We start from the raw sequence: 25,338 nt of genomic DNA, 5'->3' as shown, positions 1-25,338 counted from the left end.
GCAGCGCAGTCTACGGTCCGCGGGAGGCGGGCCCGCCACAGGGTGCCTCGTGTTCCGGGCCAGTTCACGTTGCTATAGTCCGAGTTCCGCACGCTCCGGACGGTCTCGCTCCTGGCGATCTCCTGTGCGCGGCACCAGCATCCGGCTCGCTGCATCCTCCTCGGGATCGCGCGCGAGCCCCGTTCCAGCACTCGAGGGAGGGCCGTCATCGCATGAGCTCCGGCCCCCATGCCCCCACGCTCACCCTGGCGACCTTCTCCGCCGGTGAGCGCGCGTCGCTCTGGGAGCAGGCGTTCCCGGTCGCGGCCTGGCGCGCGGTGCTCGGTGCGGGCACGGTGACCGTCCACGTGAACTCCGGCTCCGGCAGCACTGACGCCACTGACGCCACTGACGGTGAGGGCAGCGTTGGCAGCACGGGCAGTGCTGATGGTGCGGCGCTCGTGCTCATGGGATCCCGTGACGGTCGACGCGAAGCGCTCCGCCCGCTCACCGCCGGCTCCCACGAGATCTGCCTCGCCCGTGAGGAGCACGACTGGCTGTGGATCGACGGCGACGTGCGCACCGTGATCTGGACGGCCGAACGGTCCGTCGAGCTCGCGCCCGTCACGGTCGTGATGCCCACCTTCCGCCGCGAGGAGGACGCGGTCGCGCAGGCGGGACGCTTCGCGCGGATGGAGTGCGTGCACCAGGTGATCGTGGTGGATCAGGGCGGTTCCCTCGCCGAGCATCCCGGTTTCCTCGCACTCCAGGAATCCGCCCCCGGTGTGCGCCTGATCTCCCAGCCCAATCTCGGAGGGTCCGGCGGCTACGCCCGCGGGATGCTCTGCTCCCAGGAGTTCCCGGAGGACTCCGTGCTGCTGTCCGACGACGACGCCGTGATCAGCGAGGAGTCGCTGCTGCGGATGGCCACATATCAGGCCCTCGCCGCGCAGCCCACGATCCTCGGCACTCCACTGTTCTCCGCCCAGGAGCCGCTGCGCCTGATCGCCCTGTCCGAGGCGGTGCGCGCGAACGACTTCCAATGGCATGCCGCCGACGGTGTGCGCGCCCCGGTCGACCTCACCGGCACGTCCCCGGAGGACTGGGACTTCCTGCGTCCCCGTGGGGAGGCGAACTACACCGGTTGGTGGGCGACCCTGTTCCCGCCCGGCACCGTCGCAGAACTGGGCCTGCCCGCCCCGTTCTTCCTGAAGTGGGACGACGCCGAGTACGGGCTGCGTGCCACCCGGCGCGGCTACCGTCATGTGGTGCTGCCGGGCACCAGCGTGCACCATCCGCCGTGGGACGCCTATCGCACCCAGATGTCGTGGACCTCGCGCGTCCTGCACCGCAATCGCCTGGCCACCGCGGCCGCCTACAGCTCGCGCCGGGGCGTGATCCTCTCCTCGCTGGTGCACCAGTGCAAGCACATCCTCTCCGGCCATCACCTCACCGCTGCCCTGTGGGACGACGGCATCGAGGGCTTCCTCGCAGGCCCGTCGGCCTGGCTGGGTCATGACCTCGAGCGGGCCCGGGCCGAGGGTCAGGAGATCGTCACCCGGTGGCACGAGGACCATCCCGTCGCCGCCTCCGAGCTGCCGCCCGCGCGCCGCGCCCCGCTGCCCTTCGTGCCCGCTGTGCTGCGGGCCGCGCTCCGCCTGGTGACCCCGGACCGCGCCCCGCGCGTGGTCGTCGAGGTCACCGCCGAGGAGCTGCACTGGCACACCACCATGGGCGCCGATGCGTTCGTGGTCACCGGCGCGGGCGTCCCGGACGGCACAGCGCATCTCGTGCAGGGGTCCACCGCGCGCAGTCTGCTCCTGGGCACGCTGCGCCGTCATCTGCGCATGGCGCTGCGCTGGTCCTCGCTGCACCGCCGCTATGAGCGCGACCTGCCGCGCGCCACGACGGAGCAGGCCTGGTCCGCGCTGTTCGACCGCGCCGGTTCGCCGCCCGAAGCGGAAGGGGGCCGGTGATGCAGCCGCGGGAGAACACGCTGAACCGTCGGATCCGCAGCGCCGGCGGCAAGTTCCTGCGCCGTTTCGGGATGCTTCCCGGCGGCATGCCGGACGGCCTCGGGGACGACGAGTCGCTGCGCGGGACCACGCTCTCGGGCGACGTGATCCTGTACTTCCCGGACACCGCGGACAGCCTCTACCAGCTGCGCGGCTGGTACGGGCCGCTGCGCGAGCTGCACCGCGCCCAGGGCCTCACCATCATCTGCATGGACTCCCGCGTCGCCGCGACGATCCGCGGGGAGATCGACGTGCCGGTGGTGACGGTCGCGCAGGATGCGACGCTCGATGCGCTCATCAGCAACAGCGGCACGAAACTGATCCTGTACGTGAACTACAACCCGCTCAACATGGCACCGCTGCGGGCGCGCTCGGCCCTGCACGTCTCGCTGCTGCACGGCGATTCCGACAAGGGCGTCTCCGTCTCCAATCAGGTCAAGGCCTACGACTACTCCTTCGTGGCCGGGCAGGCGGCGATCGATCGCTTCGCCCGTTACACCTCGCTGTTCGATGCCGCGTCGCGCTGCATCGCGGTGGGCCGGCCCGCGCTGGACACCGACCGGGCGCAGGTCAGCTCCTCCTCACAGCGCGGTGACCAGCCCGTGGTGCTGTACGCGCCGACCTGGGAGGGCGGGCAGGCGAGCGTCGCCTACAGCTCGCTGCGCACCCACGCCGATCCGATGCTGCGCTCGCTGCTCGCGGCCGGATATCGGGTGATCTATCGCCCCCATCCGCTCACGGGCGTGCGCGTGCCGGAGTTCGGGGAAGCGGATCGCGCCGTGCGGGATCTGCTAGAAGGCGGCTGGCACACGATCTCCGACAACCGGCCCCTGCAGCTGGACTTCGTCGAGTCCGATCTGCTGATCTGCGATGTCTCCGCTGTCGCGAACGACTGGTTGGCCACCGGCAAGCCGGCGATCGTGACGCGCTCGGCGGGGCTCGAGGCGCAGGATGCGGCCACGCGGATGCTCGAGGTGCTGCCGCGCCTGGACGCGTCGGACGCCGAGACGGCTGCGGAGCTGGTGGCCGAGCAGCTCGAGGTGGATCCTCACCGCGAGGAGCGTCGGCTGCTCACCGAGTACTACCTGGGCGACACCACGCCCGGTGCCTCGCTCGAGCGGTTCCTGGCCGCCTGCCGCGATCTCAGCGCCCAGCGCGACGCGCTGTGGTCGCGGATCGAGGGGTCCGACGGCATGGGCCACCTGCCCCGCGTGGACTGAGCCTCCGCACCGAGTCGCAGGCTCGGCGTGCTCAGTGCTCGGGCCGACCCGTGCGCCAATAGCCCATGAACGAGACCTGCTTGCGGTCCAGGCCGAGCTCGCTGACCAGGTGTCGGCGCAGGGACTTGATCACTCCGGCCTCGCCGGCCAGCCACGCGTAGAAGGCGCCGTGACCGGTGGAGGTCTCCCAGAGGATCGAGGAGTCCACGTCGACGTCCTCGAGCTCCGCGACAGGGCTCTCGTCGCCGTCGGGGCATTCGGCGTGGAACGCCTGGGCGTCCTCGCTCATCAGGCGCTTCACCTCGGCGCTCAGCAGCTCGCCGTGCGGGCGGCCCTCGCGAGGTAGCCAGCGCACCTGCACGCCGGAACGCGTGAGCAGGTGCTGCTCGTCGGACGCATCAGGGATCTCCACCAGCGCATGGCCGGTGATCGACGCGGGCAGCGACTCCAGGATCGAGCCGATCGCGGGCAGGGCGGTCTCGTCGCCCACCAGCAGCACGGTGCGGGCCGTGCCGGGACGGAACTCGATGCCGCCGTAGTCCGGGCCGACGAGGTGCTTGTTCGGGCCCAGCATGGAGACCGTGTCGCCGACCTCGGCGCCGTGGGCCCAGTGCGCGGCGACCCCGCTGCCGAAGGCCTGCTCGGGCTCGAGGTGGAGCACGAAGTCGACGTCGATCTCCGGGTGCTCGCTGACGTTGCCGGGGTGCCCTGCGGCGCGGAAGTCCCGCACCGTGTAGGTGCGCATCCAGCCGCGGTCGCGGGGATCGATCTGCAGCCACTGGCGGTACCACTCGGCGAAGAACGTGGGGTCCGCCATCGCTCCGGGGCGCACGCCGGCGAAGTGGTCCGCGCTCGCCTCGGGGCCGGGGATGACCATCTTGATGCGCATGTCCAGCGGATGGGAGTTGGTGCCGAAATGCACCAGGTCAGGACTGGTGAAGGTGAAGCGCACCAGGGTGGATCCCAGCGGCTTGCGCGCGGCGACGGTGAGGTCGAAGGCGAGCATCGAGCTGTTCTCGAGGGCGGGCAGCTGCTCGGAGACGGATGCTGCCGGGTCGGTGATCAGTGTGGTCATGGCGTCCTCCTCGGAGGCGTCGTGGTGTGCGTTCCCGCGCCCGTGCGGCAGCACCATGGGGGTGCCCGTGAGGGAGTCGGGAACGATGCGGGCGTCGAGGGCGAAGACGTCGTGCACCATCTGCGCGGTGATCACGTCGCGGGGAGGTCCCTCGGTGTGGATGCGGCCGTCCTTCACGGCGATCAGGTGATCGGCGTAGCGGGCCGCGAGGTTGAGGTCGTGCAGGACGATGCCGATGGTGGTGCCGCGCTCGCGGTTGAGGTCGCGCACCACGTCGAGCACGTCGAGCTGGTGGGTGAGGTCGAGGAACGTGGTGGGCTCGTCCAGCAGCAGCACGTCGGTCTGCTGGGCGAGGGCCATCGCGATCCAGACCCGTTGGCGCTGGCCGCCGGAGAGCTCGGCCACCGGTCGGTCCTGCAGGGGGACGGTGCTGGTGGCCTCCAGCGCCTCCTGCACGGCGCGCTCGTCGTCGTCGCGCCATTGCGGGAACAGTCCCTGGTGGGGGAAGCGGCCGCGGGCGATGAGTTCGCGCACGGTGACTCCGTCGGGAGCGAGCGGGGACTGCGGCAGCAGCCCGAGGCGGCGGGCGAGGTCCTTGCCGCCGAAGGCCTGCAGCTCCTTGCCGTCGAGGACCACGGACCCGCCGCGGGGCGTCATCAGGCGCGAGAGGCCACGCAGCACCGTGGATTTCCCGCAGCCGTTGGCGCCGACGATGATCGTGATGAGCCCCTCGGGGAGCGTCAGATCAAGATCGCGGACGACCTCGTGACGGTCGTAGGCCAGGTGCAGATTGCGAGCCTCGATCAGTGCCATCAGCAGGTCACCTTCCGGTCGCAGGGGTCGAGTGGTCCATCGGCCTCAGCAGGCCGGCAGCGCCACCGACGAGACGCCCTCGCCGCGCCGGGCCGAGAACGGCCCTGCGCACTGCGATTAGGCATGCCTGACCTTATTCCGCAAGCCGCTCGGCGCGCAATTGCCGTCCACCGTCGCGGTCCGACCGGGCGCGCATCACTGCACGCCGCAGGCTCGCAGGCCTCGCCTCGGTGACACAGATCATTCCGTCGCCCGGGCGCCCCGCCCGGTCCGATGCTCCGCCGTCCGCGGGCACACAGATCCGCGCGGACGGCGTGCGCGCTGGCCGACAGACTCTGCGCAGAGCCCGGTCCCCCAGCGCACAGCGCCGCGCCACTCCCTCCGGGACAGCTGGCTGGATCTTTTCACCATCGATCCGAGCGGGCTCCGGGGCCGGCTCGACGAGGCAACACGCTCAACACGCTCAGCTCTCCGCGCGCCGCACATTTGTCGGGGCGTGGCATCGTAGGGTGACCGCAGAGGGTCTCTCCCGTAGCGACCCGGTGAACTCGACGGATGCGGTCACTGCAGGTGTGGCTCCACGTCACCCGGCAGCGCCGCCGACCCGCACGAAGGAACGTCTATATGTACTCACTCATCCTCCTCAATGGCGGAATAGGCAGTCGCACGGGTGCAAGTCAGCCCAAGCAGCTCCTGAAGCTCCGCGGAATCCCGATCCTCGTCTACGCGCTCGTCAGCGCCGACCGCGTCGAGAAGATCTCCCAGATCGTGGTGAACTACCCGCCCGAGTGGCGTGAGCAGATCGAAGAGGTCCTCCAGGCCTACGCGATCTCGACTCCCGTCACACTGGTCGAGGCCGGCCACTCGCGCCATGCCTCGGTGGCCGCGATGCTGCCGCACTGCACCAACGACGACGTGATCATCCACGAGTCCGCTCGCCCCCTGGTGCGCGAGAGCGACTTCCGCGGACTGATCGAGTCCAAGCACAAGAACGTCTCGCTGATGTCCGAGATCTCCTTCACGGTGGCTCCGGTGGACCCGGAGACCTCCGAGGTGACCGGTTCGCTGGACCGCGCGCGGCTGCGCAACGTCCAGCTCCCCCAGAAGTTCTCCAAGGCCGATCTCGAGGCGTCCCACGAGCGCGCAGTGCGCGAGGACATCGAGTTCACCGAGGACGCCACCCTCGTGGCAGACAGCGGCTTCCCCGTCCACTTCATCGACGGGTCGGACGAGAACTTCAAGGTCACCACGAACACGGATCTCAAGATGGCAGGGTTCCTCCTGCGCCCGGAGGAGGACGACAATGAGTAAGACCGCACTCGTGACCGGAGCGTCGCGTGGCATCGGCCTCGAGACCACCCGCCGGTTCATCCTCAACCACGACGACATCACCACCGTGGTCATGTTCGCCCGTGATTCGGAGGACTTCGACACCAACGTCGCGGAGCTCGAGAAGGAGCTGCCGATCGGCCGCAAGCTCGTGCCGTACAAGGTCGACGTGGGTGACCGCGCCGCGCTGAAGAAGGCCGTGAAGCGCGCCTATGACGAGGTCGGCAACATCGACATCCTCGTCAACAACGCCGGCTACACCAATCCGGTGCCGCTCCAGCAGGTCAAGATGGCCGACTTCGAGAAGACGATGGAGGTGAACGTCTACGCGCCGTTCACGATCATCAAGGCGCTGCTGAACCGCGGCAACACGTTCGATCTCATCGTCAACATCGCTTCGACCGCCGGCATCAACGGCCGGTCCGGCTGGCTGACCTACTCGGCCTCCAAGGCCGCAGTGATCAACATGAGCCAGGTGATGCGCGAGGAGCTGTCGATCTACGGCACCCGCGTGGTGTGCCTCTCCCCCGGCCGCACCGCGACCGCTCTGCGCAAGACCCTCGCACCTGACGAGGATCCGACGACGATCATGCAGCCCGAGCACGTCGCTCAGGTGATCAGCACGCTGTCGTCCTCCGTCGGCAAGTTCATCGACTCGGAGAACATCGTCGTGCGGCAATGAGCCTCCTGCTCTGAGCACGACCTCGCGCTGATCTCTCGGCGCATGACGAGGGCGTGGCACCGATCCAGGATCGGTGCCACGCCCTCGGTCTATGTGCGGCATGCAGGGACGTGCAGAGAGTCGCCTGTGCGCGTCCTGCGGCGACGAAGGCCGCCGACGAGTCAGCTCTTGGCCTTGGCCGCCTTCTTGGACTCCGCCACGAACTGCTTGTACCGGCCGCAGACCTCTTCGGGGTCACCATCCATCACGAGCTTGCCCTCGTGGACCCACAGCACACGGCTGCACATGTTCTGGATGGTGCCGAGCGAGTGGGGCTGCCGTGCTCATTCCCACGTCGCCCACCCCGTCTCGAGCGCGACCACTCAGCTGCGCCGTGATTGGATAGGACTCCGATCTGCAGTTACGGAGGCACCCCAATGCAGAGCTCCAGGCCCCTACTGCCGGAGATGCCGATATTCGGCCTCCTTGGCGCGCTCCCCGAGTCATTCGCCGGCGTCATCTCCGCCACGCTCCGACGCTACTCGGCGTTCAGCGAGATGACGGATCGCCGCTTCACGATTCTCACGAAATCCAAGAGCACTCGACCGGCCGAGATCGAAGGGCTTCTGCATTCCCAGAACCGGCTGGACCGCCGGATTGCCGTTCGCAACGTCTGGACAGATCTCCAGAGCTGGAACGACTCAGACCTGCACGCGCTTGCCCCGAGAGAGTCCTCCAAGACCGACGGGCAGGAAGAGATCGCGGAAGACCTCCGCCTCGCGTCGGGCAGGATCGTCCTGGACGAGCGCCAACGGATCGATGCGAAGGGGCGTGTCCTGCAGTCGACCAGGTACCGCCCCGACGGAAGCATCGCCGTCATCGACCGTCTCGACGTCAAGAACATCGGGCAGGTGGGTGGCCGGAGGCTCACCGTCTTCGACCGTGGGGGCTCCCCTCTCCATACCTGGAAGTCCGCGACAGGGCTGTACCACGCGTGGTTTGACGTCTACATGGGCGACCGCGACTGCCTGCTGGTCAACGACTCCTCGGAGTTCGGAGGCGTGGTCAGCTCCTACCGCCGCGACAACGTCACGACCGTGCAGGTTCTGCATAGCGACTATCCCGAACGCATCGGGCGTAGAGAGCTTTCCGCCGGTCGGTTCACCACTGTGACCCGGCTGGACTGGTTCGATCTCGTCGCGGTGCTCACCGAGACTCAGGAAGCCGACCTGCAAGTGCGGGGCCTGATCAGAAGCGGTCATCGGAAGAACATCGCGCATGCTCCGAATATCGTCGACACCCCAGAGGTGCAGGAGCTCAGGACACGAACACCGACTCGAGGGATATACGTCGGGCGGCTCGCCACGGAGAAGCGGGTGGACCATTCGATTCGTGCGATGGCCGCGGCTCGCACCCCGTCGCTCCCCCTCGAACTGGACGTCTATGGCGACGGTCCGCTCCGCAAGGAGCTTGACCAGCTCGCGAAGGGCCTCGGTGTTGCCCAGCAGGTCCGATTCCACGGGCATGACAGACAGGCTCGGGAGAAGTATTTCGACGCTTCGTTCTCCGTGCTGAGCAGCCGGAGCGAGTCCTTTCCTCTTGCGCTTCTGGAGAGCATGGCTCGAGGCTGCATCCCTATCGCCTATGACATCGCATTCGGGCCTTCCACGATCATCACGCACGGAGTCAACGGCATTCTCGTCCCGAAGGGCGACGTGGCGGCTCTCGCAGAGGCGATCACCTTCGTCACGACCCGAGACGAGGACGAGCTTCTGAAGCTTCGACGCGCAGCGATCGCCAGGGCCCAGGATTTCGGCGTGCCCGCAGCCACCAGGCACTGGGGAGAGCTGCTGCACTACGCCGTGGAGCGCAAGAGATCCTCCGTCACAGACGTCGAGGGGACCGTCTCCGCCGTTGTCACTGCGGCCGAGTGGGACAGTCTGTCGACGCTACGCCTCACCTGCGAAGTCGAAACGACGCGCGATGCCCCTCCAGAGGATGTCCTCCTCTGCTGGATCGGTCGGAATTCCCAGTCCTACGGGCGAATCTCCCCGGCAGAAGACGCCGACGCCTCGTCGACCACCTATGTCTTCAACCTCCCAGTCAAGGATTTGGATCTGCGACCGGGCGATGCGTGCGACATCTACGTCGACAGCTTCATCGGATCGAATTCCACGCGGACCCGATTGAAGCACGAAAGCCATACACTCCCCGGTACGGCGCAGCACATAAGGCCGTATTCCACGACTTACGGGAACCTCACCATCGCTGTGGACGGCGCCGAGTAGATCGGATCACAAATTGACCCGTCGCTCATGGCGAGCGGACCTATCTGCCCAGGATTCAGCAATCTGGGCTGGTTCCCGGTCCCGTTGCTCCCCGGATCAATTCCCGAATCGATGCCGTCTTCCTCCCCATCCGAATCGGGCTCATGGTCGTGTTCCGATTCGGATTCCGGGGTCTCGAGAGCGGTTCACGCCTATAGCCCTCGGCGATGAGGCGCGATTCGAGTCCGAGCTCTTCGCGCGCGGTCTCGAGGAATGAGTATTCGTAGTCGTGGGAGCCGCCCAATCGTGCCTTTGGGGGCCACCGATCGTGCCGGCGGGGGCCAGTAGCCGTCGCTGCGGGGGCCACTGGCTCCCACTGGCATCGGGTCACTGATTCATGGCGGCATGCTCGCGCATGTTCTTGGTGCCGGTGTCGATCCAGATGGCGTTGTGGACGATCCGGTCCATGATCGCATCGGCGCGGACTCCCGAGCCGAGCCGGGGATGCCAGTCTTTCTTCGCATACTGAGTGCAGAACACCGTCGAGCCGGTGTCATGGCGGCGTTCGAGCAGTTCCAGAAGCATGGCGCGCATGTCATCATCGGGATGGTCCAGCAGCCATTCATCGATCACTAGCAGCGTGAACGCGGCGTACTTCCGCAGGAACTTCGTGTGGCCTTGGGGTTTGTCCTTCGCCAGGGCCCAGGCTTCCGCGAGGTCGGGCCTGCGGATGTAGTGCGCCCGGATCCTATGCAAGCAGGCCTGCTTCGCTAGCGCGCATCCGAGGAACGACTTCCCGGAGCCGGTGAAGCCCTGGAAGACGACGTTCTGCTGGCGTTAGATGAACGAGCAGGAGGCGAGCTGCGCGATCGTGTTCCGGTCCAGGCCGCGTTCCTCGACCAGGTGCAGGCGACGCAGGTCGGCGTTCGGGTAGCGCAGTCCGGCTCTGCGGATGAGGCCCTCGACCTTGGTGTGGTTGAACGTGGAGTGGGCCTCGTCCACGACCAGCTGGATCCGGTCCTCGAACGACAGCCCCAGCACCTGGACCTCGTCCTGGGCCTCGATGGCCTCCAACAGCGCGGTCGCACCCTTCTCGCGCAGCTTCCACTTGGTCTCGATATCGATCCCGGTCACTTCGCACCTCCTCCGGCGTAGTAGTCCGCTCCCCGCACGAAACCGCCGACTTCAGCGGGTTCCTCAAGGGGTGGACGGAGGCTGGCGGTCTTGTCCTGCCCGGTCGCCAGGAGTGGTTCCAGATGCGCGTAACGAGGAGACCTGACCCGTCCTGCCAGGGCAAGGGCGCAGGCGGCTTCGACCCTGGTCGAGGAGAAGCGGCGCGAGAGCCGCAGCACGGCCAGCGCCGGATCCAGGCCCTGCTCGATGATGGGGACGGACTCGAAGATCCGCTCGATCACCACCACTGTGGCCGGGCCGATCCGCTCGGCCCAGCTCCTCACTCGCATGGCGTCCCAGGGCTGGTAGCGGTCCCCGGCGGGCAGGTCCGCGTCATGGGTGCTGTACTGGTTCCTCACCGTGTCCGAGAGCAGGAGATGGCTGCTCAGCCGCTGGGAGCCCTGGTAGCTCTCCAGCGTCCAAGCCGTGATCCGCAGATCCACCTTGGCACCGATCTGCGCGAACGGCGCCGAGTAGAAGTTCCGCGCGAACGCCACGTGCCCGTTGCGGCCCACTCGTCTGCCGTAGTGCCATGTCGAGATCTCGTAGGGCACCGCCGGCAACGAGGTCAACAGCGGCTTCTCCTCGGCGTCGAACACGCTCAGCCGGGAGCCGGGGCGCTTCTGGAACGGCTCCGAGTTATAGGCCTCCATCCGCTGACCGATGGCGGCGGCGAGTTCGGGCAGCGTCGTGAACTGCTGATCCCGCAGCCCGGCGATGGCCCAGGTCGCCACGTGCGCGACAGTATTCTCCACACTCGCCTTGTCCTTCGGCTTCCGCACCCTCCCCGGCAGCACCGCCGCCGAATAGTGCGTCGCCATCTCGCGATACGCGTCGTTCAGGACGATCTCGCCCTCGCGGGGATGCTTGATCACGCCGGTCTTGAGGTTGTCCGGCACGATCCTCGGCACCGATCCGCCCAGCGCCTCGAACATCGCCACGTGGGCTCGCAGCCAGGAAGACTGCTTCATATCCAGCGTCGGCCAGCAGAACGCATAGCGGGAGAAGGGCAGACAGGCGACGAACAAGAACACCGGCGCCTTCGCGCCGGTCATCGCATCGAACAGCTCCATCGTGGGGCCGGACTAGTCGACCTCCACGCTCTGGCCCGCCTTGGGCCCCACCCTCGAGGCGGCGCCCATGACCAGGACATGTCGCCGGTAGGTGCGGCAGAACCGGTCATACCCCATCACCGGATCCCCGGCCGCCGCCGCATCCACGTACTCGCCGTGCAGGAGCTTCAACGTCACCCCGACACGGGCCATCTCCCGATGAACCCGCTCCCAGTCCGGCTGCGCGAACACGCTCTCGTGCCCACCCCCGGCCTGGGAACAACTTCGCGTAGACCTGCTCGTCCTCGAGCTCGACCACCCCATCCCAGCCGATCCCCGCTGCCTCCGCAGCGTCCAGCACCGCGGCGATGCTCTTGCGCGACATGCCTTGCGAGGCCGCGATCGCCCAGCCCGACAAGCCGTCCGCGCGCAACTGCAGAATCAGCTTCGCTCTGATCTTCCGTACCATTTCTGATCGCTGCTTCCGCCGCGTGCCCAATACACGAGGCGGAAGGAGCGTAAGCAGGGTGGCCCCCGAGCACACCATCACTGGCCCCCACGTCCACTACCGGACGAAGAGCGGGCTGGCCCCGGACCCGCTACCGATTGACCCCACCGAGGCGAATATCCACGAGGAATCGGTCTGCATTCCCGTCGCGGGGGATCTCCAAGGTATTACTCGGCGTACTTCAAACGGGTCGCCCGGCAGCAAACCGGACCAAGCATGTCACCAAAGGCGCTCGAGAGATTTGGAGCCTCTCCTTCCCTGATGATGCGGACGACTGGGGCGAGATCTGCGGCGACGCCACCGTCGCCGCAGCGATGCTCGACCGGCGCCTTCACCGCTCCGTCGTCGCCACCCTCGAACGCGCGTCCTATCGGCTCCGCCACCACGCCACCGCCGCCGAAGATATCCGCCGCGCCACCATCGGCATCAACCTCGGCTAACCTCGCCCCGCGACCTGGGGACATCATCGAGCAACTCTGAGGAAAACCGATGAGCGCCATCACCTTCTGCGCAAGTGCAGCGGTGACGGGACCCGGTGGCGGGTCAGCTCTTCGCCTTCGCCTTCTTCTTGGAGTCCGCCACGAACTCCTTGTAGCGCCCGCAGACCTCCTCAGGATCCCCGTCCATGACGAGCTTGCCCTCGTGGACCCACAGCACGCGCGAGCACATGTTCTGGATCGTGCCGAGTGAATGGCTGACCAGGAACACGGTACCGGCGGATTCACGCACGGAGTCCATCTTCGCCTTGCTCTTGGCCCGGAAGGCGGCATCGCCCGTGGCAAGCGCTTCGTCGATCATGAGGATGTCCGGAACAGCTGAGGCGGAGATGGCGAAGCGCAGACGCGCGCCCATGCCGGAGGAGTAGGCCTTCATCGGCAGGTTCACGAACTCGCCGAGATCGGCGAAGTCCACGATCTCCTGATAGCGCTCTTCGACCTGTTTGGTGGTCAGGCCGAGCGCGAGCGCGCCGATCATGATGTTGCGCTCGCCCGTGAGGTCCTTCATGAGCACGGCGTTCACCCCCAGCAAGGAGGGGCTGCTGGCCACGTGCACTGTGCCTGAGGCCGGCGGGATGAGCCCGGCGATCGCACGCAGCAGCGTGGACTTGCCCGATCCGTTCACACCGATGATCCCGATGGACTCACCATGCTTGGCAGCAAAGGTGATGCCGCGAACGGCCTTGACCTCGCGCACCGGGGGCTGGCTGGCACCGCGGCGCAGCAGCTTCTGCAGGGGGCCCTGCTTGCCGCCCGGACCGTGGCCCACCTTCTTCGCGCCGAAGACGCGGTAGGTGACGTGCAGATCGTTGACGAGCAAGGAGAGTTGGTCGGAGGGGGTCGCGACAACAGGGCCGCCCTCGAGATCCCCCGGATCGATCTCGAAATCGACTTCTTCGGCTTCAGTCACGTCCGTACCTCTCCTCTCCGCGCCAGAACACCAGGAAGCCGGCGACAGCGAAGACGACAGCCCAGCCGATGCCGAGCAACCACATGAACAGCGACTGCGGGTACGCGGGCTCGTTAAGCAGACAGGAGCGAACCAGGTACAGATACACGGCGACGGGCTGGTACTGCGCGATCCAGCCCCAACTGAACTGCCCGAGGTAGCGATCGATCGAGAAGATCACGCCGGAGGCGTACATCAGTACACGCATCACGTGTGGGATGAGGTTGTCGAGGTCCGGCGTGATCGCCACCCAGCGCGCAACGAGGAACGCGCAGCCAGTCGAGAAGATCCAGAGCAGGCCGATCGCGGGAATTGTCAGCAGCCAGTACCAGTCGATGGTGACCTTACCGGCGAAGGGCAGGAAGCCGGAGACGTACGAAATGAGGGCCATGACCGCTACGGCCGGCCCGAGGATGGCGAGCTCGGAGAGCACCCCGGCGATCGGCAGCACGGCACGCGGGAACTTCACCGATCGCACCAGGTTCAGGTTCTTGTTGATCGAGTGCGCACCGGCCATGACGGAGCGCTCGAAGAAGCGGAACATGAACACGCCGCAAACGATGAACGCGATTGTGTTCTCGATGCCGGCGCGACCCACCTGAAGGATGAACCCGAAGATGACCACGTAGACCGCGGCGTTCATCATCGGCGAGAAGAGCGTCCACAGCTGCCCGAGGTAGGTGTTCTGGTTCTCGGCGTAGGCCTTGGATAGCGCCATCACCTTGATGAAGGAGCGACGCGCCCACAGGTCCTTTATGTACGCACCCAGGTGCGGGCGCACGCCGATCGGCTCGAGCCCGTTCTCCCAAGCAGCGGAGTCCACCTCTGCCTGGTCGAAGGTGCGCTCAAGCGGCGGCGGCACCAGGGGTTCCTCGCCACGCACTTCCTCGCCAACGGTCAAGGCCTTGCTCCAATCTCGCCGAGAGCTGTTCCGCCGCGTCCGCAGAAACCTCGGGCTGTCGATCATGATAGCTACGAGACGTTCACGAAGATGACATGTCGTGCGCATCCCCACGACGGCGTCCTCTGATGTGGTGCGGGCGACAACACACTGGGGCGTGACCGCAACATGACCTCAGAGCGTACGGGACGGGATGGTCTGCCAAGCGCCACCCCGCCCTCGTCCATCGTTACGGGCATGCACGCCAGCCAGCGAAGCCGGGGCGATGCAACCTGCTAGTCAGAGAACTGTCAGTGGGAGGGCCTGATCTCAGATTGGGCTTACCCTCCTGATGTTGACGCCTGAGATAGCGGGTCGTGCTGACCTGCGGGAGGGTTGTCGTCGTGAGCAAGCGGAAGAGGTACACGCCGGAGTACCGCCGAGCGACAGCAGCTTTGGTGATGGATACGGACCGGCCGATCGCGCATGTGGCCGAGGAGATCGACGTGTTGGCGCAACTACTGGGCCGCCGGGTCCAGCAAGAACGCGAGCGCCGGGGCCCGACTCCGGACCCGGAGGCGCCATTGGCAGCCGAGGAGCGGGAAGAGCTGAAGCGTCTGCGACGGCGGGTCCATGAGCTGGAGACGGACAATGAGTTCCTGGGAACGGCAGCCGCCTTCTTCGCGTCGAAGCCACCTCGGAGGAACGGCTCGAGCTGATGGACGCGGAGAAGGCGAACTTCGAGATCACCCGCATGGCACGGCTTCTGGGCGTGACTCGGCAGGGTTACTACGCCTGGCAGCGCCGTCGCCAGCACGGCCCCGAGCCGAGGGCTCAGCGGCGGGCGGTGATTGACCAAACCGTGCGTGAGCAGTTCCAGGCCTCTGACGATGTCTACGGGCCCCGCGGATCACACACGAGCTCGCTGCCAAGGGCGTGGTGGTCGACTGGCACACGGTCGCAGCGTCCATGCGTCGTCGGGGGCTGGAGGGCCTCAGTCCGAGCATGTTCACTTCGGTGACGACGATCCAAGATCATGCTGCCCGAGGCTTCACGGACCATGCCCACCGGCGCAGGGATCAAGGACGCCTCGATGCCATCTGGATCCGCGCCATCATGTATCTGCCCACCGGCGAGGGCTGGTCTACCTCGCTGCGGTCCGTGACAGGCCCTCCCGGCGCGTGCTGGGATGGGCAATGGACGAGCGTCAGGACGCCGGTCTCGTCGACCAGGCGCTGCGCATGGCCCACACCTTGCGAGTCCTTCCCGATAGCCTGGTGTTTCACGCTAATCGGGCTCTTCAGAGTTGAGTGTGGGCGCGCCGGTAGTTCGGGGTAGCTGGGGATAGACGTCGAGGTCCTCGATGATGAGCGGACTCTTACCTCTGCTCGCACCAAGGACCTCGACAATGCACAACCATAGTTGCGTATGCCCCGATGCGCTCGATCGCTGCGACCGATGCGACCTTCTCCTCGACTTCCCCAGCCTCCATCTCGTGGCGGTCACCAAGATCCGGGCGGGACTGGTGCTCGAGGTCGAGTCCTGCGACCCGGTCACCGGCTGCCCGGAATGTGGTGTCGTCGCGACTGGCCACGGCCGGATCACGGTCGAGGTGATCGATGCTCCCTGGGCGGGACGGCCGGTGCGGATCCGGTGGCGCAAGCGCCGCTGGATCTGCCGCGAGGACCTCTGCGCGGTGGTCTCGTTCGTGGAACAGGATCCCGAGGTCTGCGCGCCGTGGGGCCTGCTCTCGACCCGTGCGATCCGGTGGGCGATCGGCCTGCTCCGCTACGAAGGCGTGACGATCCAGGGCTTGGCCAGGCAGCTCGGCACGACGTGGAACACGGTCTGGTCCCAGGTCCAGCCTCTCCTGGCGCGGGCCGCGAACGACCCGGCCCGGTTCAAGAACGTGCAGGTCCTGGGCGTGGATGAGCACATCTGGCATCACCGCCATCCCGCCGGCGCGGTCCGAAGGAGCTCACCGGGATGGTGGACCTGACTCACGGACCGCACCCCACGGCGAGGCTGTTGGACCTGGTCCCGGGCAGATCCGGGAAGGCCTACCGCGACTGGCTGCAGGGGCGAGGCAAGACGTTTCGTGAGGGGATCCGGATCGCGACACTGGACCCGTTCCAGGGATACAAGAACGCGATCGATGACCAGCTCGAGGACGCCACCTGCGTGCTGGACGCGTTCCATATCGTCAAGCTCGGCAGTGCCGCGGTCGATGACGTTCGCCGCCGGATCCAGCAGGAGACCCTTGGCCACCGCGGCCGCAAGGGCGACCCTCTGTTCGGGATCCGCCACGTCCTCCGAGCAGGACGTGAACGTCTCACCATGCGCCAGCAGACACGGCTGGAGACCGCGTTCGCCGCCGATCCCACGCACGTCGCGGTCGAGGTCGCCTACCACTGCGCCCAGGACCTTCGAGACGTGTTCCACCAGTCCACGCCCGCGCAGGGACGCCGACTCGCACAGCGGCTCATCGACACGCTGCCGAGCTGCCCGATCCCCGAGATCGCGCGACTGGGGAAGACCCTGCGCCGCTGGAAGACCGCGTTCCTTGCCTACTTCGACACTAGCGGCGCGAGCAACGGCGGGACCGAGGCCGTCAACGGGATCATCGAACTCGGTCGGCGGATCGCCCGCGGGTTCCGGAACTTCGAGCACTACCGACTCCGAATGCTCCTCATCGCCGGCGGACTCGACGCCTCACCCCACACTCAACTCTGAAGAGCCGCTAATCGCGGCACCCAGGACTGATTGAATCCGCCCAGTACACGTCAAAGACACTGTTCGAGACCTGCGAGGAGTTGGGGGATCCGCCAGTCATTGGGACGGACCGGGGTGTGCTGGGATAACGCGATGGCCGAGTCGTTCTAGACCACGCTGAAGACCGAGTTCTACGACCGGCGCTCTTGGTCAACCCGGGCCGAAGCTCGTCGCGAGGTCGCTCGCTGGATCGAGATCGTCTTCAACCGTCGCCGGCTGCACTCCAGCCTCGACTACACCAGCCCGGTCGCGTTCGAGAACGCCATCAAACGCGACCGGCCGAGATCGAAGAACATGCAGATCACGCTCAAGCAGCTTGATCAACCGTCAACGACTTGCGGGCAGGCCCATGAATATCAACTTTCGTGGCGGCCGCACGGGGGGAGCTGTCGGCGATCTAGTCGTCAGACTCGGGGTCCATCTCGTCAAGGTCGGGATCATCATCCACGCTAATGGAGGCAGGGTTGTACGCTTCAGCCACAAGATGCGGGTCCAGACCGAGCTCTTCGCGAGCAACCTCTAGAAAGCGGTCCGCGTAGTTCTCGCGCGGGATGTCCCCGAGGTAGTACTCGGCAAAGTGAAGGCGCGTCTCACGGTGGCTATCTCTACCGAGCATGTCATCCAAAAGCACATCAAGATCTCTGGCCTCGCCGTCGCCTACCACGAGGACGTACGCCGCGCGCGCCATCGGGAAGCTCTCGACAAACGCCTCTGCATCGTGCCGGGGAGAAGTCATCGCGAACGGCTTCTCTGAGTGGAGGTAATCACCTACCACGCTCGAAACATCAGCAATCATCGCATCGGACAAGTTGTAGCAGTCGGTCACCGACATGTCGCGCTCGGCGGTGCGTCCGTATTTATGCTCACGTCCGCTCTCCAGGGCGTCGACCTTGAGCATCTCGCAAATCGCTCTCCGCGCCGCCGCATGCTCCGGCGACCGGTTGGTATACGGATGCGGTCGGAAGACCACGGTGCATCCTCGCCTCAACAACGCCTCAACGACTTGGACTCCCGCGTCAAGGGACGAGTAGTTCGCCTCAGCCTGGTACCCCTTCCAGGTAGGCGCGTAAAGCACCGTTGGCTCCTCCAGAGATGCAACGCCATCCTTGCCGGCCTCGGCAACCTCGACGTCCTCCACCTGAGGTCGGCCAACAATCCGGAACATCTCCTTAGGCATGGGGATGCCGAACTTCTCGAAGCGATCGATAGCCGCCTGTCCTGCGACGAAGTCGAAGTCGTACATGCGAATCACAGGGTTTGTGCTCGGTGCCTTATCGGACTCGCCATGAAGGAGCTGAATATGAGTCAGGCTCCGGTGGAAGACCATGTGCATGTTGCGGATCGCGTTGTTGACATAGAAGACACCCCTCACAGATGGGACAAGGATGTCATCCAGGTCAGAGATGCTTCGGCGCAGGATCACCGGGCGATCGGTGAGGCGCGCAACTTCGCGGAAGTTCGCGATCGTTCGCACCACAACGGCATACGGGACACCGATCCGCTCCAGGTACGGCAGCCACATCTTCACCTGGAAGGTCGAGCCCGCAGGGGCATGCCAGTACAGGTAGAAGACCGGCGCGACCTCTTCAAGCGCTTGCGGCACCTCGCGCTGAAAATGGTGTCGCTGCTTCACCCGACGCACTACATCGAGGCTGGCACAGATGAACAGGACGATCTGCAGGACAAGGAGGGCTACTGCAAGCGAAGGGAACAACAACCCGGCTGCTGGACCAAGCGCTAGCGCGGCGATCTCCACAAGGGTGACCACGTACAGCCAGCCGTAGCGGAACCGAGCCTTGTTGCTCGTCACGCGGTTGGGAAAATTCGCTGCATACGGGACGGCGAGCGACACAGTCCTCCGCAGCGGCACCTCAAGCACGATCAGGATGGCCCCCGGCAGGAATATCGCCATCAGCGCTGGGCTCGCGTCCACCGCTAGAAGGTAGTTCAGGCCTCCGCCGAAGAGCAGCAGCAACCGAGCGCTCTGGTACCTCGAGACGAGTCCGACGCCCTTGGGTCGACGCTTCAGCGCCTTGCGCTGCCTGTAGACGATCAGCAACAGGGAGACGAGCAGCCCTATGGTGCCCACGACGCCACCGCCGGTGATGGCGACGAGTCCTACAGCGAGAACCGCGCACGTGCTGAGCAATGCAGGCCATACGCCGATCAGGCCGAGGACCTTCTTGGTCGAGAATCTCTTCACGCGTCCCCGTTCCTAACATTGATCCGGTCTCTCACATTCCGCGCGCTCTGAATTGCCGGCTTCTGAGGCGGAGGCACTGTACGGCGCCTAGTCGGTGATCCACGCTCGACCCCGTGTGGCAGTTTGAACGGGCGCGGTCTCATCCGACCTGCCATCGTAGCGATGCAGGTCGCTCCCCATCACCAAGCCAGCGGTCTTGCGTGGCACGAGTCAGTAACGTTTCTCTCCCTGGAACACCTGGGGTCGGACCCTCCGTCGGTTCATGGCCCACGGGAAGCTGCCTCTTGCCCCACGGCTGTAGCACCCTCGTTCCGCGATGCCGCCCCTCCAGACTTCGAACCCCGCGAGAGTGACCCGTAACCCTTGCGTCTGTTATTGGACGAACGGAGGCGCCGACGACCGCAGCAACCTGACCAATAGCGCTGCTGCAGCCTCACGGACCAAAACGAGCTCTAACGGGCAGGAGCGTGACCATCAACCCATGCCTCGTGCCGCCAAGATTATCTCAACGCTGGATTTAAAAGGCTCTGATCACCCTCTACGCCCCCGCTATCGCATACTAATCGACAGCCGTGACGTGCGCGACGCTACCTATGGGCCCCACGTCTTGCATAGCCATAAGGTTCGCGACGACGGCATTACCGTCACTGTCCACGGACCCTCGCGCATCAGATTTCGCTGATTTCCAGCTCTTCGCGAGCTACGTGCACGAACCGGTCAGCGTAATTCTCACGAGGTATATCGCCGAGATAGTAAGTCGCCCACTGTAGTCTTTCCTCGCGGCGGGAGTCCGTACCGATTAGCTCATCTAAGACCGGGTGAAGATTAAGCACTTCTTCCCCCTCCGCGACGAGCACGTAGGCTGCGCGCGCCATTGGGAACTCTTCGACGAACTCGGTAGCAGCGGTACGAGGCGAGACCATAGCGAGCGGTTTGCCTGAGTGAAGAAAGTCGCCGACCACCGCAGACACATCCGAGATCATCGCGTCTGAGGCGTTGAAGCAGTCAACCACGTTCATTTCCTCTTCCGCCACGGCGCCATAGAGATGTTCCCGTCCTGTGGCGATGGCATCAGCCTCAAGTATCCGCCGAATGACACGGCAAGCTGCACTCAACTCGGGATCACGGGAGCAGTACGGATGAGGTCGGAATACAACACGGCAGCGACGATCTAGCAGTCCCCTCACAATCGCAGAGCCTGCCATCAATGACGAATAGTTCGAATCTGCCTGGTAGCCCCGCCATGTCGGGGCGTATAACACGGCGGGAGTCTCGAGCTCGGCGATTGGTCCCCGCTCTGGGCCCACCGTCTCAACCTGGGGACGGCCCACGATACGGAAGATATCCGGATGCATCGAGACGCCGAACTTCTCGAACCGGTCGATAGCAGCCTGTCCAGCCACAAAGTCCCTGTCATATATACGAATAATCGGGGTAGCACTGGAAGCCTTGTCGGACTCTCCGTGCAGGAGCTGGATATGCTTCAGTTGCGAGTACCGCACCATGTGGTTGTTGCGCATCGCGTTGTTCACATAGAACACGCCCCGCGCGGAGGGGATGATCAACGCGTCGAGGTCCGCTAGAGAGCGGCGCAGTAGCACGGGATGCTTTGTGGCCGCCTCGAGCTGCCGGAAGTTCGGCACCGTACGCACCACGAGCACGAAGGGCACTCCGAGACGCTCGAGGTACGGTAGCCACATCGTGACCTGGAATGCGGAACGCGGCGGAGCGTGCCAGTACAGGTAGAAGACCGGGCCCATCTCCGCGAGACGCTCACTCAGTGTGGACTGGAAGCCGCGCCGCGCTTGAATCCGCTTCCCGGAATCCAGGAAAGCCAGTAGAGCAAGCATGATCGAGATGACCGAGAGCACCACGGCTGCAGCGAGCAGCGGGGTTGCAGCTAGACCGCTGAGGATCAGGGTAAGGAGAGCCAGCAGATTGAGCGGAAAGATCCATCCATAAGGGAAGGCTGCTCTGTTTCGGGCCGCGAGGTCTGGAAAGTTAGCGGCGTAAGGGACAGCAACCCCGTTGGCGGACCGGAGAATGGGCTCGATAGCGAGAGCGACGACGGTGACCACACAGGCAACCTTCTCGATGGCGTCGAACTCGTCGGTGAGGACGAGCTGCGCTCCCGCTGCGGCGATCAGGATGAAGCGAGCCGTGAGGTACCGGCTGAGGCCGCCTACGCCTTTAGGCACCTGCAACACAGTGCGACGCTGACGCCACAAGATGATCATGAGGGGAACGAGAGGAGCCATCAGAGCCCAGCGAGCGGCTCCCGTGCTCACCACCGTCACGGACGCGAGAACAGCAAGAGTGTTCACTAACGCAGGCCAGAGGGACATCATGTCCATCGCCCTACCAATGCTGATCGCCTTCACAGTACGAGACCTCTTGCTGCTTGAGACGGCGGGAAACTTCTGCGGTGTCACCATGCGGCGACCCCTGTTAGCGGCGCGGATGCGCTCGCTGCGTTAGGCGGCTCAGCGCCTCAGCGCCCTCAGCGCCTCAGCAAGAATTTCGGACGGCGTATTCCGAGCCTGCGTGCGAGCGCACGACCAGCGTGCGCACCGGTATCGACCAGGCGCCGTGAGCTGATCTGCGCTTGGGATATCCGAGGGGCCTCACCGGAGAATGGGGTCGCCTCCGGGACCGAGAGAACGACAGAGCCCTGGGGGCTAGCGAGCCTGATGCTTCTGAAACCGGCGGGGACGTCGACTGCGACCAGGCCATCCTCCAGAAAGGCTACAGCCGCGTCCGCACCGGGCCTCTTCGGAGATTGCTCCTTTTGTAACGTGATCTGAAGCGAATTCGCGGCGCCGGTTCGCAGTAATGCCATCCGGTTCCCGGAACCGGTATCCAGTGCCCCGGCGACGACCGCGTGCGGACCCGTACGCGCGAGAAGGGTGTACCCGACGTCAAGAGAGACGTTCCCGTATCCCTTGGTGAAGTATGCGACGCCCGTCTCCGTGCGAGCGTCGGCGCTGACAAGCGACCTCCGCTCATCCGTGACGCCCTCGGAACGATTCCTGCCGAGTCGATTTTCCAGCTCATTACTGCCGAACCGCTGAACGATGCAGAGGTCCCAAACCCCGTCGATCAGTTCGCTCGTATCCAGGTCGATATGGAATCGCAAGCCTGGCGCGCCATCAACGGTCGCTGGTTGCACTGTGTGCACAGGATAGTCAATGGACTGCTCAGAGTCCCGGAGTCTCACCCGCAGAACGACGCTGTCAGGAGCCACCGACGCGTCGCGGACGTAGGCACTCGCGTCGAGGTTGACCGTCCTGCCCTCGGTCGCGATGCCCTCGAGCCTTGCAACTCCCACTACCTTGACATCGCGGAGCACCTCGATGCCGATGTTCTGGGCCAGCTCCTGCGGCAGGTCGAGCCGGAAACCCCCGTCATCGTGGGCGAGGCGGGGCTTGCCGCCGTCCTTCTCCCACTGGATCAGCGCACGAAGCTCTTCGATCCGGCCGGCCAGCGCAAGTCGTGCCTTCACCCGCTCCAGGGAACCGAGATGAGCGGCCACGGCGTCGTTGAAGTGCGGGCCGACGACCCTCTGCATCTCGCAGACGATGCGCTCCTGCTCGTGCTCGTCGACGTCCAGGAACCGAGGAAGGAGCGTCTTGCGCATCGCGCCGTGGACCGGTCGATGGAGCACTCCGTCACGGAGTTCACCGGGTTCGGACCATTTGATGATCACATCGACCAGGGCCGTGAGCAGATCTGAGTACTCCGTGGCGGTACGAGGGCGAGACGTGACGTTCTTGCCATCGTCGCGCTTGCGGATCATGACGAACGGGCGGTCGGCTCGTACGCTGATCTTCTTGGCCACCAGATAGCACGCGGCGGTGAATGGCTGATCAGAACCGATCCGCAGATGAGTCGGGTTGTGTGCGCCGGTCTTCGTCACGAGATCGGTCCGGAAGAGCTTGATCGCCGTCAGAGAGTTGAAGAGCCGATCCTTGACGAGATGCGCATCCGGCTTCGTCGCCTTGAACATGGATCCCGGTGCGTGGCGGCCGTTGATGCCCGCCATCTTGGCCAGCACGATGTCCGAATCGTGCTCTTCCGCGTAGGCCGCGAGGTCGCCGAGAGCGTTCTCGGTGAGCACGTCGTCGGAACCCACCACGAAGAAGTACTTGCCGGTGACCGCAGCGATGCCCTTGTTGCAGGGGTCAGCCGGTCCGCCGGAGTTCGGCTGGTTGAGCAGTCGGTAGTTGGGATGCTTCTCCGCGTAGTCGGCGAGCACCTTCTCGGAACCGTCGGTGGATCCGTCGTTGACCAGGATGACCTCGAGCTGGTTCTCGTCCAGGCCCTGCTGCTCGATCGCGTCGAGGGTCTCGATGAGATACGGCATCGAGTTGTAGACCGGGATCACGAGCGAGACGAGCGGACTGTCGGCAGTCTTCTGGTTCTGGTTCACGGGTAGCTCTCCTCTGGCCCTGCGTGCTCGACCGCGATGGCGAGCCCCGCGGGCATGCCTCAGGCGGGTCACAGAACGGTAACCTCCCGACGCCGCTTACTCAACTGCAGCGTGAGCTCGGCATCAGCATGCCCTGACCATCCGGTCGGCACGCTCGCCGCATGCCGCGCTCAGACGTCGTCGGAACCCGCAGCGGGAGTCGGCGACTCGTCGTCGTCCTGAGTCTCGTCGGCCGGATCCTCGAGCCCGCCCACGCCGGCCTCCCGGTACAGCGCGATGAACTCGCGGGCGGTGTCCGGGCCGATCATGAGCCGCAGCACCGGGGAGACCTCGTAGTCGTCGCCCTGCTCGTCCAGCAGGCCCGCACGCTGGATCTTGGCGATCGACGCACGCACCTCCTTGGCGAAACCGGCCTCGTCGGTGGAGGTGGTGCGGCGGTAGGCGGCCAGCGCCTGCTGGACCTCCGCCTCGGAGACCACGGTGCGCTGGCCGCGGGAGGACTGGGTGAGCAGCATTTGGCGCAGGACCAGCAGGAGCACCGAGTCCAGACGGTTCAGACCGGTCAGGCGGCGCAGCAGTTTCGGGGCGTCGGCGTCGGCCTCGCTCTGGCGCACGAAGGCGACCTGGGCGTCGTCGTCCACCACCAGCTCGAGGAAGATATCGGCCAGCCGGGTCTCGATCGCCGCCCGGTCGCGCAGGAGCTGCGCGTAGCGGGCGGGGTCCCGCCGGCCGTCGAGGAACGGGCCCTGCATGAGGTGCACGAGCACCCGTCGGGACTCGTCCACGAGCGCGGAGCCGGGCAGGGACGGCGACTCCTCGCCGGGGTCCGGGGCGTCGTCGGCTGCGGTGCGGAACGCTGAGCTGGTCACAGGGACTCACCTTACCGGCGACCCCGCGGCGCCGGCGATATCACGGACGTGAACGGGGCCATAACGAGACCCATGGAGGTGAACTTCGTGCGTTCGGGCGGCAGATCTGGTGCAATCGTGTCGAGAGCAGGATTCCCTCCGCTCGATCGAGCGGAGGAGCCGATAGCAAGGAGCCGACGATGAACGACCTCCCCATCTCATTGCCCGTCCTCATCGGAATCATCGTGGTAGTGCTCGTCCTCCTGGTCATTCTGATCGTGGTGGGCGCGCAGTCCTCGAAGCGCCGCAAGGCCCAGCAGCAGGAAGAAGACCGTCGGCGCGCCGCCGAGCTCCGGCAGGAAGCACAGGAGAAGGACAGAGCCGTCCAGGAGCGCGATCTGACGGCGAAGGAGTCCGAGCTCGAAGCCGACCGTGCCCGTCTGGACGCGGACAAGAAGGCCAAGGCGGCAGAGCAGGAACAGGTGGCCGCCGAGCGTCGCCGCCAGGAGGCCGATCAGCAGCGTGCGTCGGTCGAGCAGGAGCGTGGCTCCGTGGATGACCAGCTCGCCGAGGCGGATCGGCTCGATCCCGATACCCCCGCCGATGGCAGCCGGGCCGCGGCCGGTGGCGCCGCAGCAGGCGGCGCAGTGGCCGGTGGCACCGCTGCC

18 protein-coding genes and 4 pseudogenes are annotated in these 25,338 nt (G+C 65.7%); 11 read left to right on the top strand and 11 right to left on the bottom strand.

Annotated elements, in window-relative coordinates; translation table 11 throughout:
• Positions 1–212: 212 nt before the first annotated feature.
• Both CIK81_RS15300 and CIK81_RS15295 read left to right on the top strand, forming a co-directional pair.
• A complete protein-coding gene (locus tag CIK81_RS15300; RefSeq protein ID WP_114307549.1) occupies positions 213–1,955 on the top strand; it encodes a glycosyltransferase in 1,743 nt (580 codons plus the stop codon).
• Positions 1,955–3,214, top strand: coding sequence for a CDP-glycerol glycerophosphotransferase family protein (locus tag CIK81_RS15295; RefSeq protein ID WP_114307548.1), 1,260 nt, complete (start codon positions 1,955–1,957; stop codon positions 3,212–3,214). Before CIK81_RS15300 ends, CIK81_RS15295 begins: the two co-directional genes overlap by 1 nt.
• 31 nt (positions 3,215–3,245) lie before the next feature.
• Here the strand turns inward: CIK81_RS15295 and CIK81_RS15290 are convergent, their stop codons facing one another.
• Entirely contained in the window at positions 3,246–5,102 is a 1,857-nt protein-coding gene (locus CIK81_RS15290) for an SIP domain-containing protein (RefSeq protein ID WP_114307547.1), read from the bottom strand.
• Positions 5,103–5,726: 624 nt separating this feature from the next.
• Here CIK81_RS15290 and CIK81_RS15285 point away from each other — a divergent pair.
• Positions 5,727–6,413, top strand: a complete 687-nt coding sequence (locus CIK81_RS15285; protein WP_096165325.1) for a 2-C-methyl-D-erythritol 4-phosphate cytidylyltransferase — start codon at positions 5,727–5,729, stop codon at positions 6,411–6,413.
• Complete coding sequence (locus CIK81_RS15280) at positions 6,406–7,113, top strand: SDR family NAD(P)-dependent oxidoreductase (RefSeq protein ID WP_096165327.1); 708 nt, start codon at positions 6,406–6,408, stop codon at positions 7,111–7,113. Before CIK81_RS15285 ends, CIK81_RS15280 begins: the two co-directional genes overlap by 8 nt.
• A gap of 161 nt (positions 7,114–7,274) precedes the next feature.
• Here the strand turns inward: CIK81_RS15280 and CIK81_RS18740 are convergent, their stop codons facing one another.
• Positions 7,275–7,400, bottom strand: a complete 126-nt coding sequence (locus tag CIK81_RS18740; protein ID WP_255411086.1) for a hypothetical protein — start codon at positions 7,398–7,400, stop codon at positions 7,275–7,277.
• Positions 7,401–7,529: 129 nt separating this feature from the next.
• On the opposite strand from CIK81_RS18740, the gene CIK81_RS15270 reads away from it, so the two are divergent.
• Complete coding sequence (locus tag CIK81_RS15270) at positions 7,530–9,380, top strand: glycosyltransferase (protein WP_114355862.1); 1,851 nt, start codon at positions 7,530–7,532, stop codon at positions 9,378–9,380.
• Positions 9,381–9,746: 366 nt separating this feature from the next.
• On the opposite strand, the pseudogene CIK81_RS18770 reads toward CIK81_RS15270, so the two are convergent.
• The 3 genes and pseudogenes from CIK81_RS18770 to istA all read right to left on the bottom strand — a co-directional run.
• Positions 9,747–10,184: pseudogene (locus CIK81_RS18770) on the bottom strand (ATP-binding protein); the annotation flags it as partial.
• A 12-nt stretch (positions 10,185–10,196) separates the two neighbouring features.
• On the bottom strand, positions 10,197–10,493 hold the full coding sequence (locus CIK81_RS18765) for a hypothetical protein (RefSeq protein WP_275937293.1): 297 nt from the start codon (positions 10,491–10,493) through the stop codon (positions 10,197–10,199).
• Positions 10,490–12,053: pseudogene (gene istA / locus CIK81_RS15260) on the bottom strand (IS21 family transposase). Before istA ends, CIK81_RS18765 begins: the two are co-directional and overlap by 4 nt.
• A gap of 353 nt (positions 12,054–12,406) precedes the next feature.
• Here istA and CIK81_RS18610 point away from each other — a divergent pair.
• Positions 12,407–12,532 (top strand): hypothetical protein, encoded by a 126-nt coding sequence (locus CIK81_RS18610; RefSeq protein ID WP_275937292.1) that lies wholly within the window; start codon positions 12,407–12,409, stop codon positions 12,530–12,532.
• Between the two features lie 103 nt (positions 12,533–12,635).
• On the opposite strand, the gene CIK81_RS15250 is transcribed toward CIK81_RS18610, so the two are convergent.
• Both CIK81_RS15250 and CIK81_RS15245 read right to left on the bottom strand, forming a co-directional pair.
• Positions 12,636–13,499 carry an ABC transporter ATP-binding protein gene (locus CIK81_RS15250; RefSeq protein ID WP_114355861.1) on the bottom strand — a complete coding sequence of 288 codons (864 nt, stop codon included), beginning with the start codon at positions 13,497–13,499 and terminating at the stop codon, positions 12,636–12,638.
• Entirely contained in the window at positions 13,492–14,505 is a 1,014-nt protein-coding gene (locus CIK81_RS15245; protein WP_241964206.1) for an ABC transporter permease, read from the bottom strand. Before CIK81_RS15245 ends, CIK81_RS15250 begins: the two co-directional genes overlap by 8 nt.
• Before the next feature lie 317 nt (positions 14,506–14,822).
• Between CIK81_RS15245 and CIK81_RS15240 the strand changes: the two genes are divergently transcribed.
• From CIK81_RS15240 to CIK81_RS18605, 4 genes and pseudogenes are all read left to right on the top strand, one after another.
• Positions 14,823–15,137 (top strand): transposase, encoded by a 315-nt coding sequence (locus CIK81_RS15240; RefSeq protein ID WP_158542063.1) that lies wholly within the window; start codon positions 14,823–14,825, stop codon positions 15,135–15,137.
• Positions 15,138–15,913: 776 nt separating this feature from the next.
• Positions 15,914–16,417 carry a transposase family protein gene (locus tag CIK81_RS18850; protein ID WP_346218061.1) on the top strand — a complete coding sequence of 168 codons (504 nt, stop codon included), beginning with the start codon at positions 15,914–15,916 and terminating at the stop codon, positions 16,415–16,417.
• Complete coding sequence (locus CIK81_RS18845) at positions 16,405–17,151, top strand: ISL3 family transposase (protein ID WP_346218060.1); 747 nt, start codon at positions 16,405–16,407, stop codon at positions 17,149–17,151. The genes CIK81_RS18850 and CIK81_RS18845 overlap by 13 nt, the downstream gene beginning before the upstream one ends.
• Before the next feature lie 38 nt (positions 17,152–17,189).
• Positions 17,190–17,460, top strand: a pseudogene (locus CIK81_RS18605) (integrase core domain-containing protein); the annotation flags it as partial.
• Between the two features lie 127 nt (positions 17,461–17,587).
• Here CIK81_RS18605 and CIK81_RS15225 read toward each other — a convergent pair.
• From CIK81_RS15225 to CIK81_RS15210, 4 genes are all read right to left on the bottom strand, one after another.
• Positions 17,588–19,393 carry a CDP-glycerol glycerophosphotransferase family protein gene (locus tag CIK81_RS15225; protein ID WP_114355858.1) on the bottom strand — a complete coding sequence of 602 codons (1,806 nt, stop codon included), beginning with the start codon at positions 19,391–19,393 and terminating at the stop codon, positions 17,588–17,590.
• 668 nt (positions 19,394–20,061) lie between these two features.
• The gene (locus CIK81_RS15220; protein ID WP_241964205.1) at positions 20,062–21,630 is read right to left on the bottom strand and encodes a CDP-glycerol glycerophosphotransferase family protein; all 1,569 of its coding nucleotides are present in this window, start codon (positions 21,628–21,630) and stop codon (positions 20,062–20,064) included.
• A gap of 263 nt (positions 21,631–21,893) precedes the next feature.
• Positions 21,894–23,822, bottom strand: a complete 1,929-nt coding sequence (locus tag CIK81_RS15215) for a glycosyltransferase family 2 protein (protein ID WP_158542062.1) — start codon at positions 23,820–23,822, stop codon at positions 21,894–21,896.
• A 170-nt stretch (positions 23,823–23,992) separates the two neighbouring features.
• Complete coding sequence (locus CIK81_RS15210; RefSeq protein WP_096165337.1) at positions 23,993–24,691, bottom strand: DUF4194 domain-containing protein; 699 nt, start codon at positions 24,689–24,691, stop codon at positions 23,993–23,995.
• 179 nt (positions 24,692–24,870) lie between these two features.
• On the opposite strand from CIK81_RS15210, the pseudogene CIK81_RS15205 reads away from it, so the two are divergent.
• A pseudogene (locus CIK81_RS15205) lies at positions 24,871–25,338 on the top strand (hypothetical protein); the annotation flags it as partial.

It is taken from the genome of Brachybacterium sp. JB7 (assembly GCF_003335205.1).
GTDB classification, from domain to species: Bacteria; Actinomycetota; Actinomycetes; order Actinomycetales; family Dermabacteraceae; genus Brachybacterium; species Brachybacterium alimentarium.
The sequence above is the reverse complement of the archived record's forward strand: the minus strand, read 5'-3'. Positions and strand labels throughout refer to the sequence as shown.

What these genes read in the sequence shown, in the direction of transcription:
- CIK81_RS18845 (WP_346218060.1), top strand. Translation starts at nt 16,405, where the DNA reads ATGGTGGACCTGACTCACGGACCGCACCCCACGGCGAGGCTGTTGGAC.
- CIK81_RS15280 (WP_096165327.1), top strand. Translation starts at nt 6,406, where the DNA reads ATGAGTAAGACCGCACTCGTGACCGGAGCGTCGCGTGGCATCGGCCTC.
- CIK81_RS15245 (WP_241964206.1), bottom strand. Translation starts at nt 14,505, where the DNA reads ATGATCGACAGCCCGAGGTTTCTGCGGACGCGGCGGAACAGCTCTCGG.
- CIK81_RS15285 (WP_096165325.1), top strand. Translation starts at nt 5,727, where the DNA reads ATGTACTCACTCATCCTCCTCAATGGCGGAATAGGCAGTCGCACGGGT.
- CIK81_RS15300 (WP_114307549.1), top strand. Translation starts at nt 213, where the DNA reads ATGAGCTCCGGCCCCCATGCCCCCACGCTCACCCTGGCGACCTTCTCC.
- CIK81_RS15270 (WP_114355862.1), top strand. Translation starts at nt 7,530, where the DNA reads ATGCAGAGCTCCAGGCCCCTACTGCCGGAGATGCCGATATTCGGCCTC.
- CIK81_RS15290 (WP_114307547.1), bottom strand. Translation starts at nt 5,102, where the DNA reads ATGGCACTGATCGAGGCTCGCAATCTGCACCTGGCCTACGACCGTCAC.
- CIK81_RS18610 (WP_275937292.1), top strand. Translation starts at nt 12,407, where the DNA reads ATGCTCGACCGGCGCCTTCACCGCTCCGTCGTCGCCACCCTCGAACGC.
- CIK81_RS15295 (WP_114307548.1), top strand. Translation starts at nt 1,955, where the DNA reads ATGCAGCCGCGGGAGAACACGCTGAACCGTCGGATCCGCAGCGCCGGC.
- CIK81_RS18740 (WP_255411086.1), bottom strand. Translation starts at nt 7,400, where the DNA reads ATGTGCAGCCGTGTGCTGTGGGTCCACGAGGGCAAGCTCGTGATGGAT.
- CIK81_RS15220 (WP_241964205.1), bottom strand. Translation starts at nt 21,630, where the DNA reads ATGATCATCTTGTGGCGTCAGCGTCGCACTGTGTTGCAGGTGCCTAAA.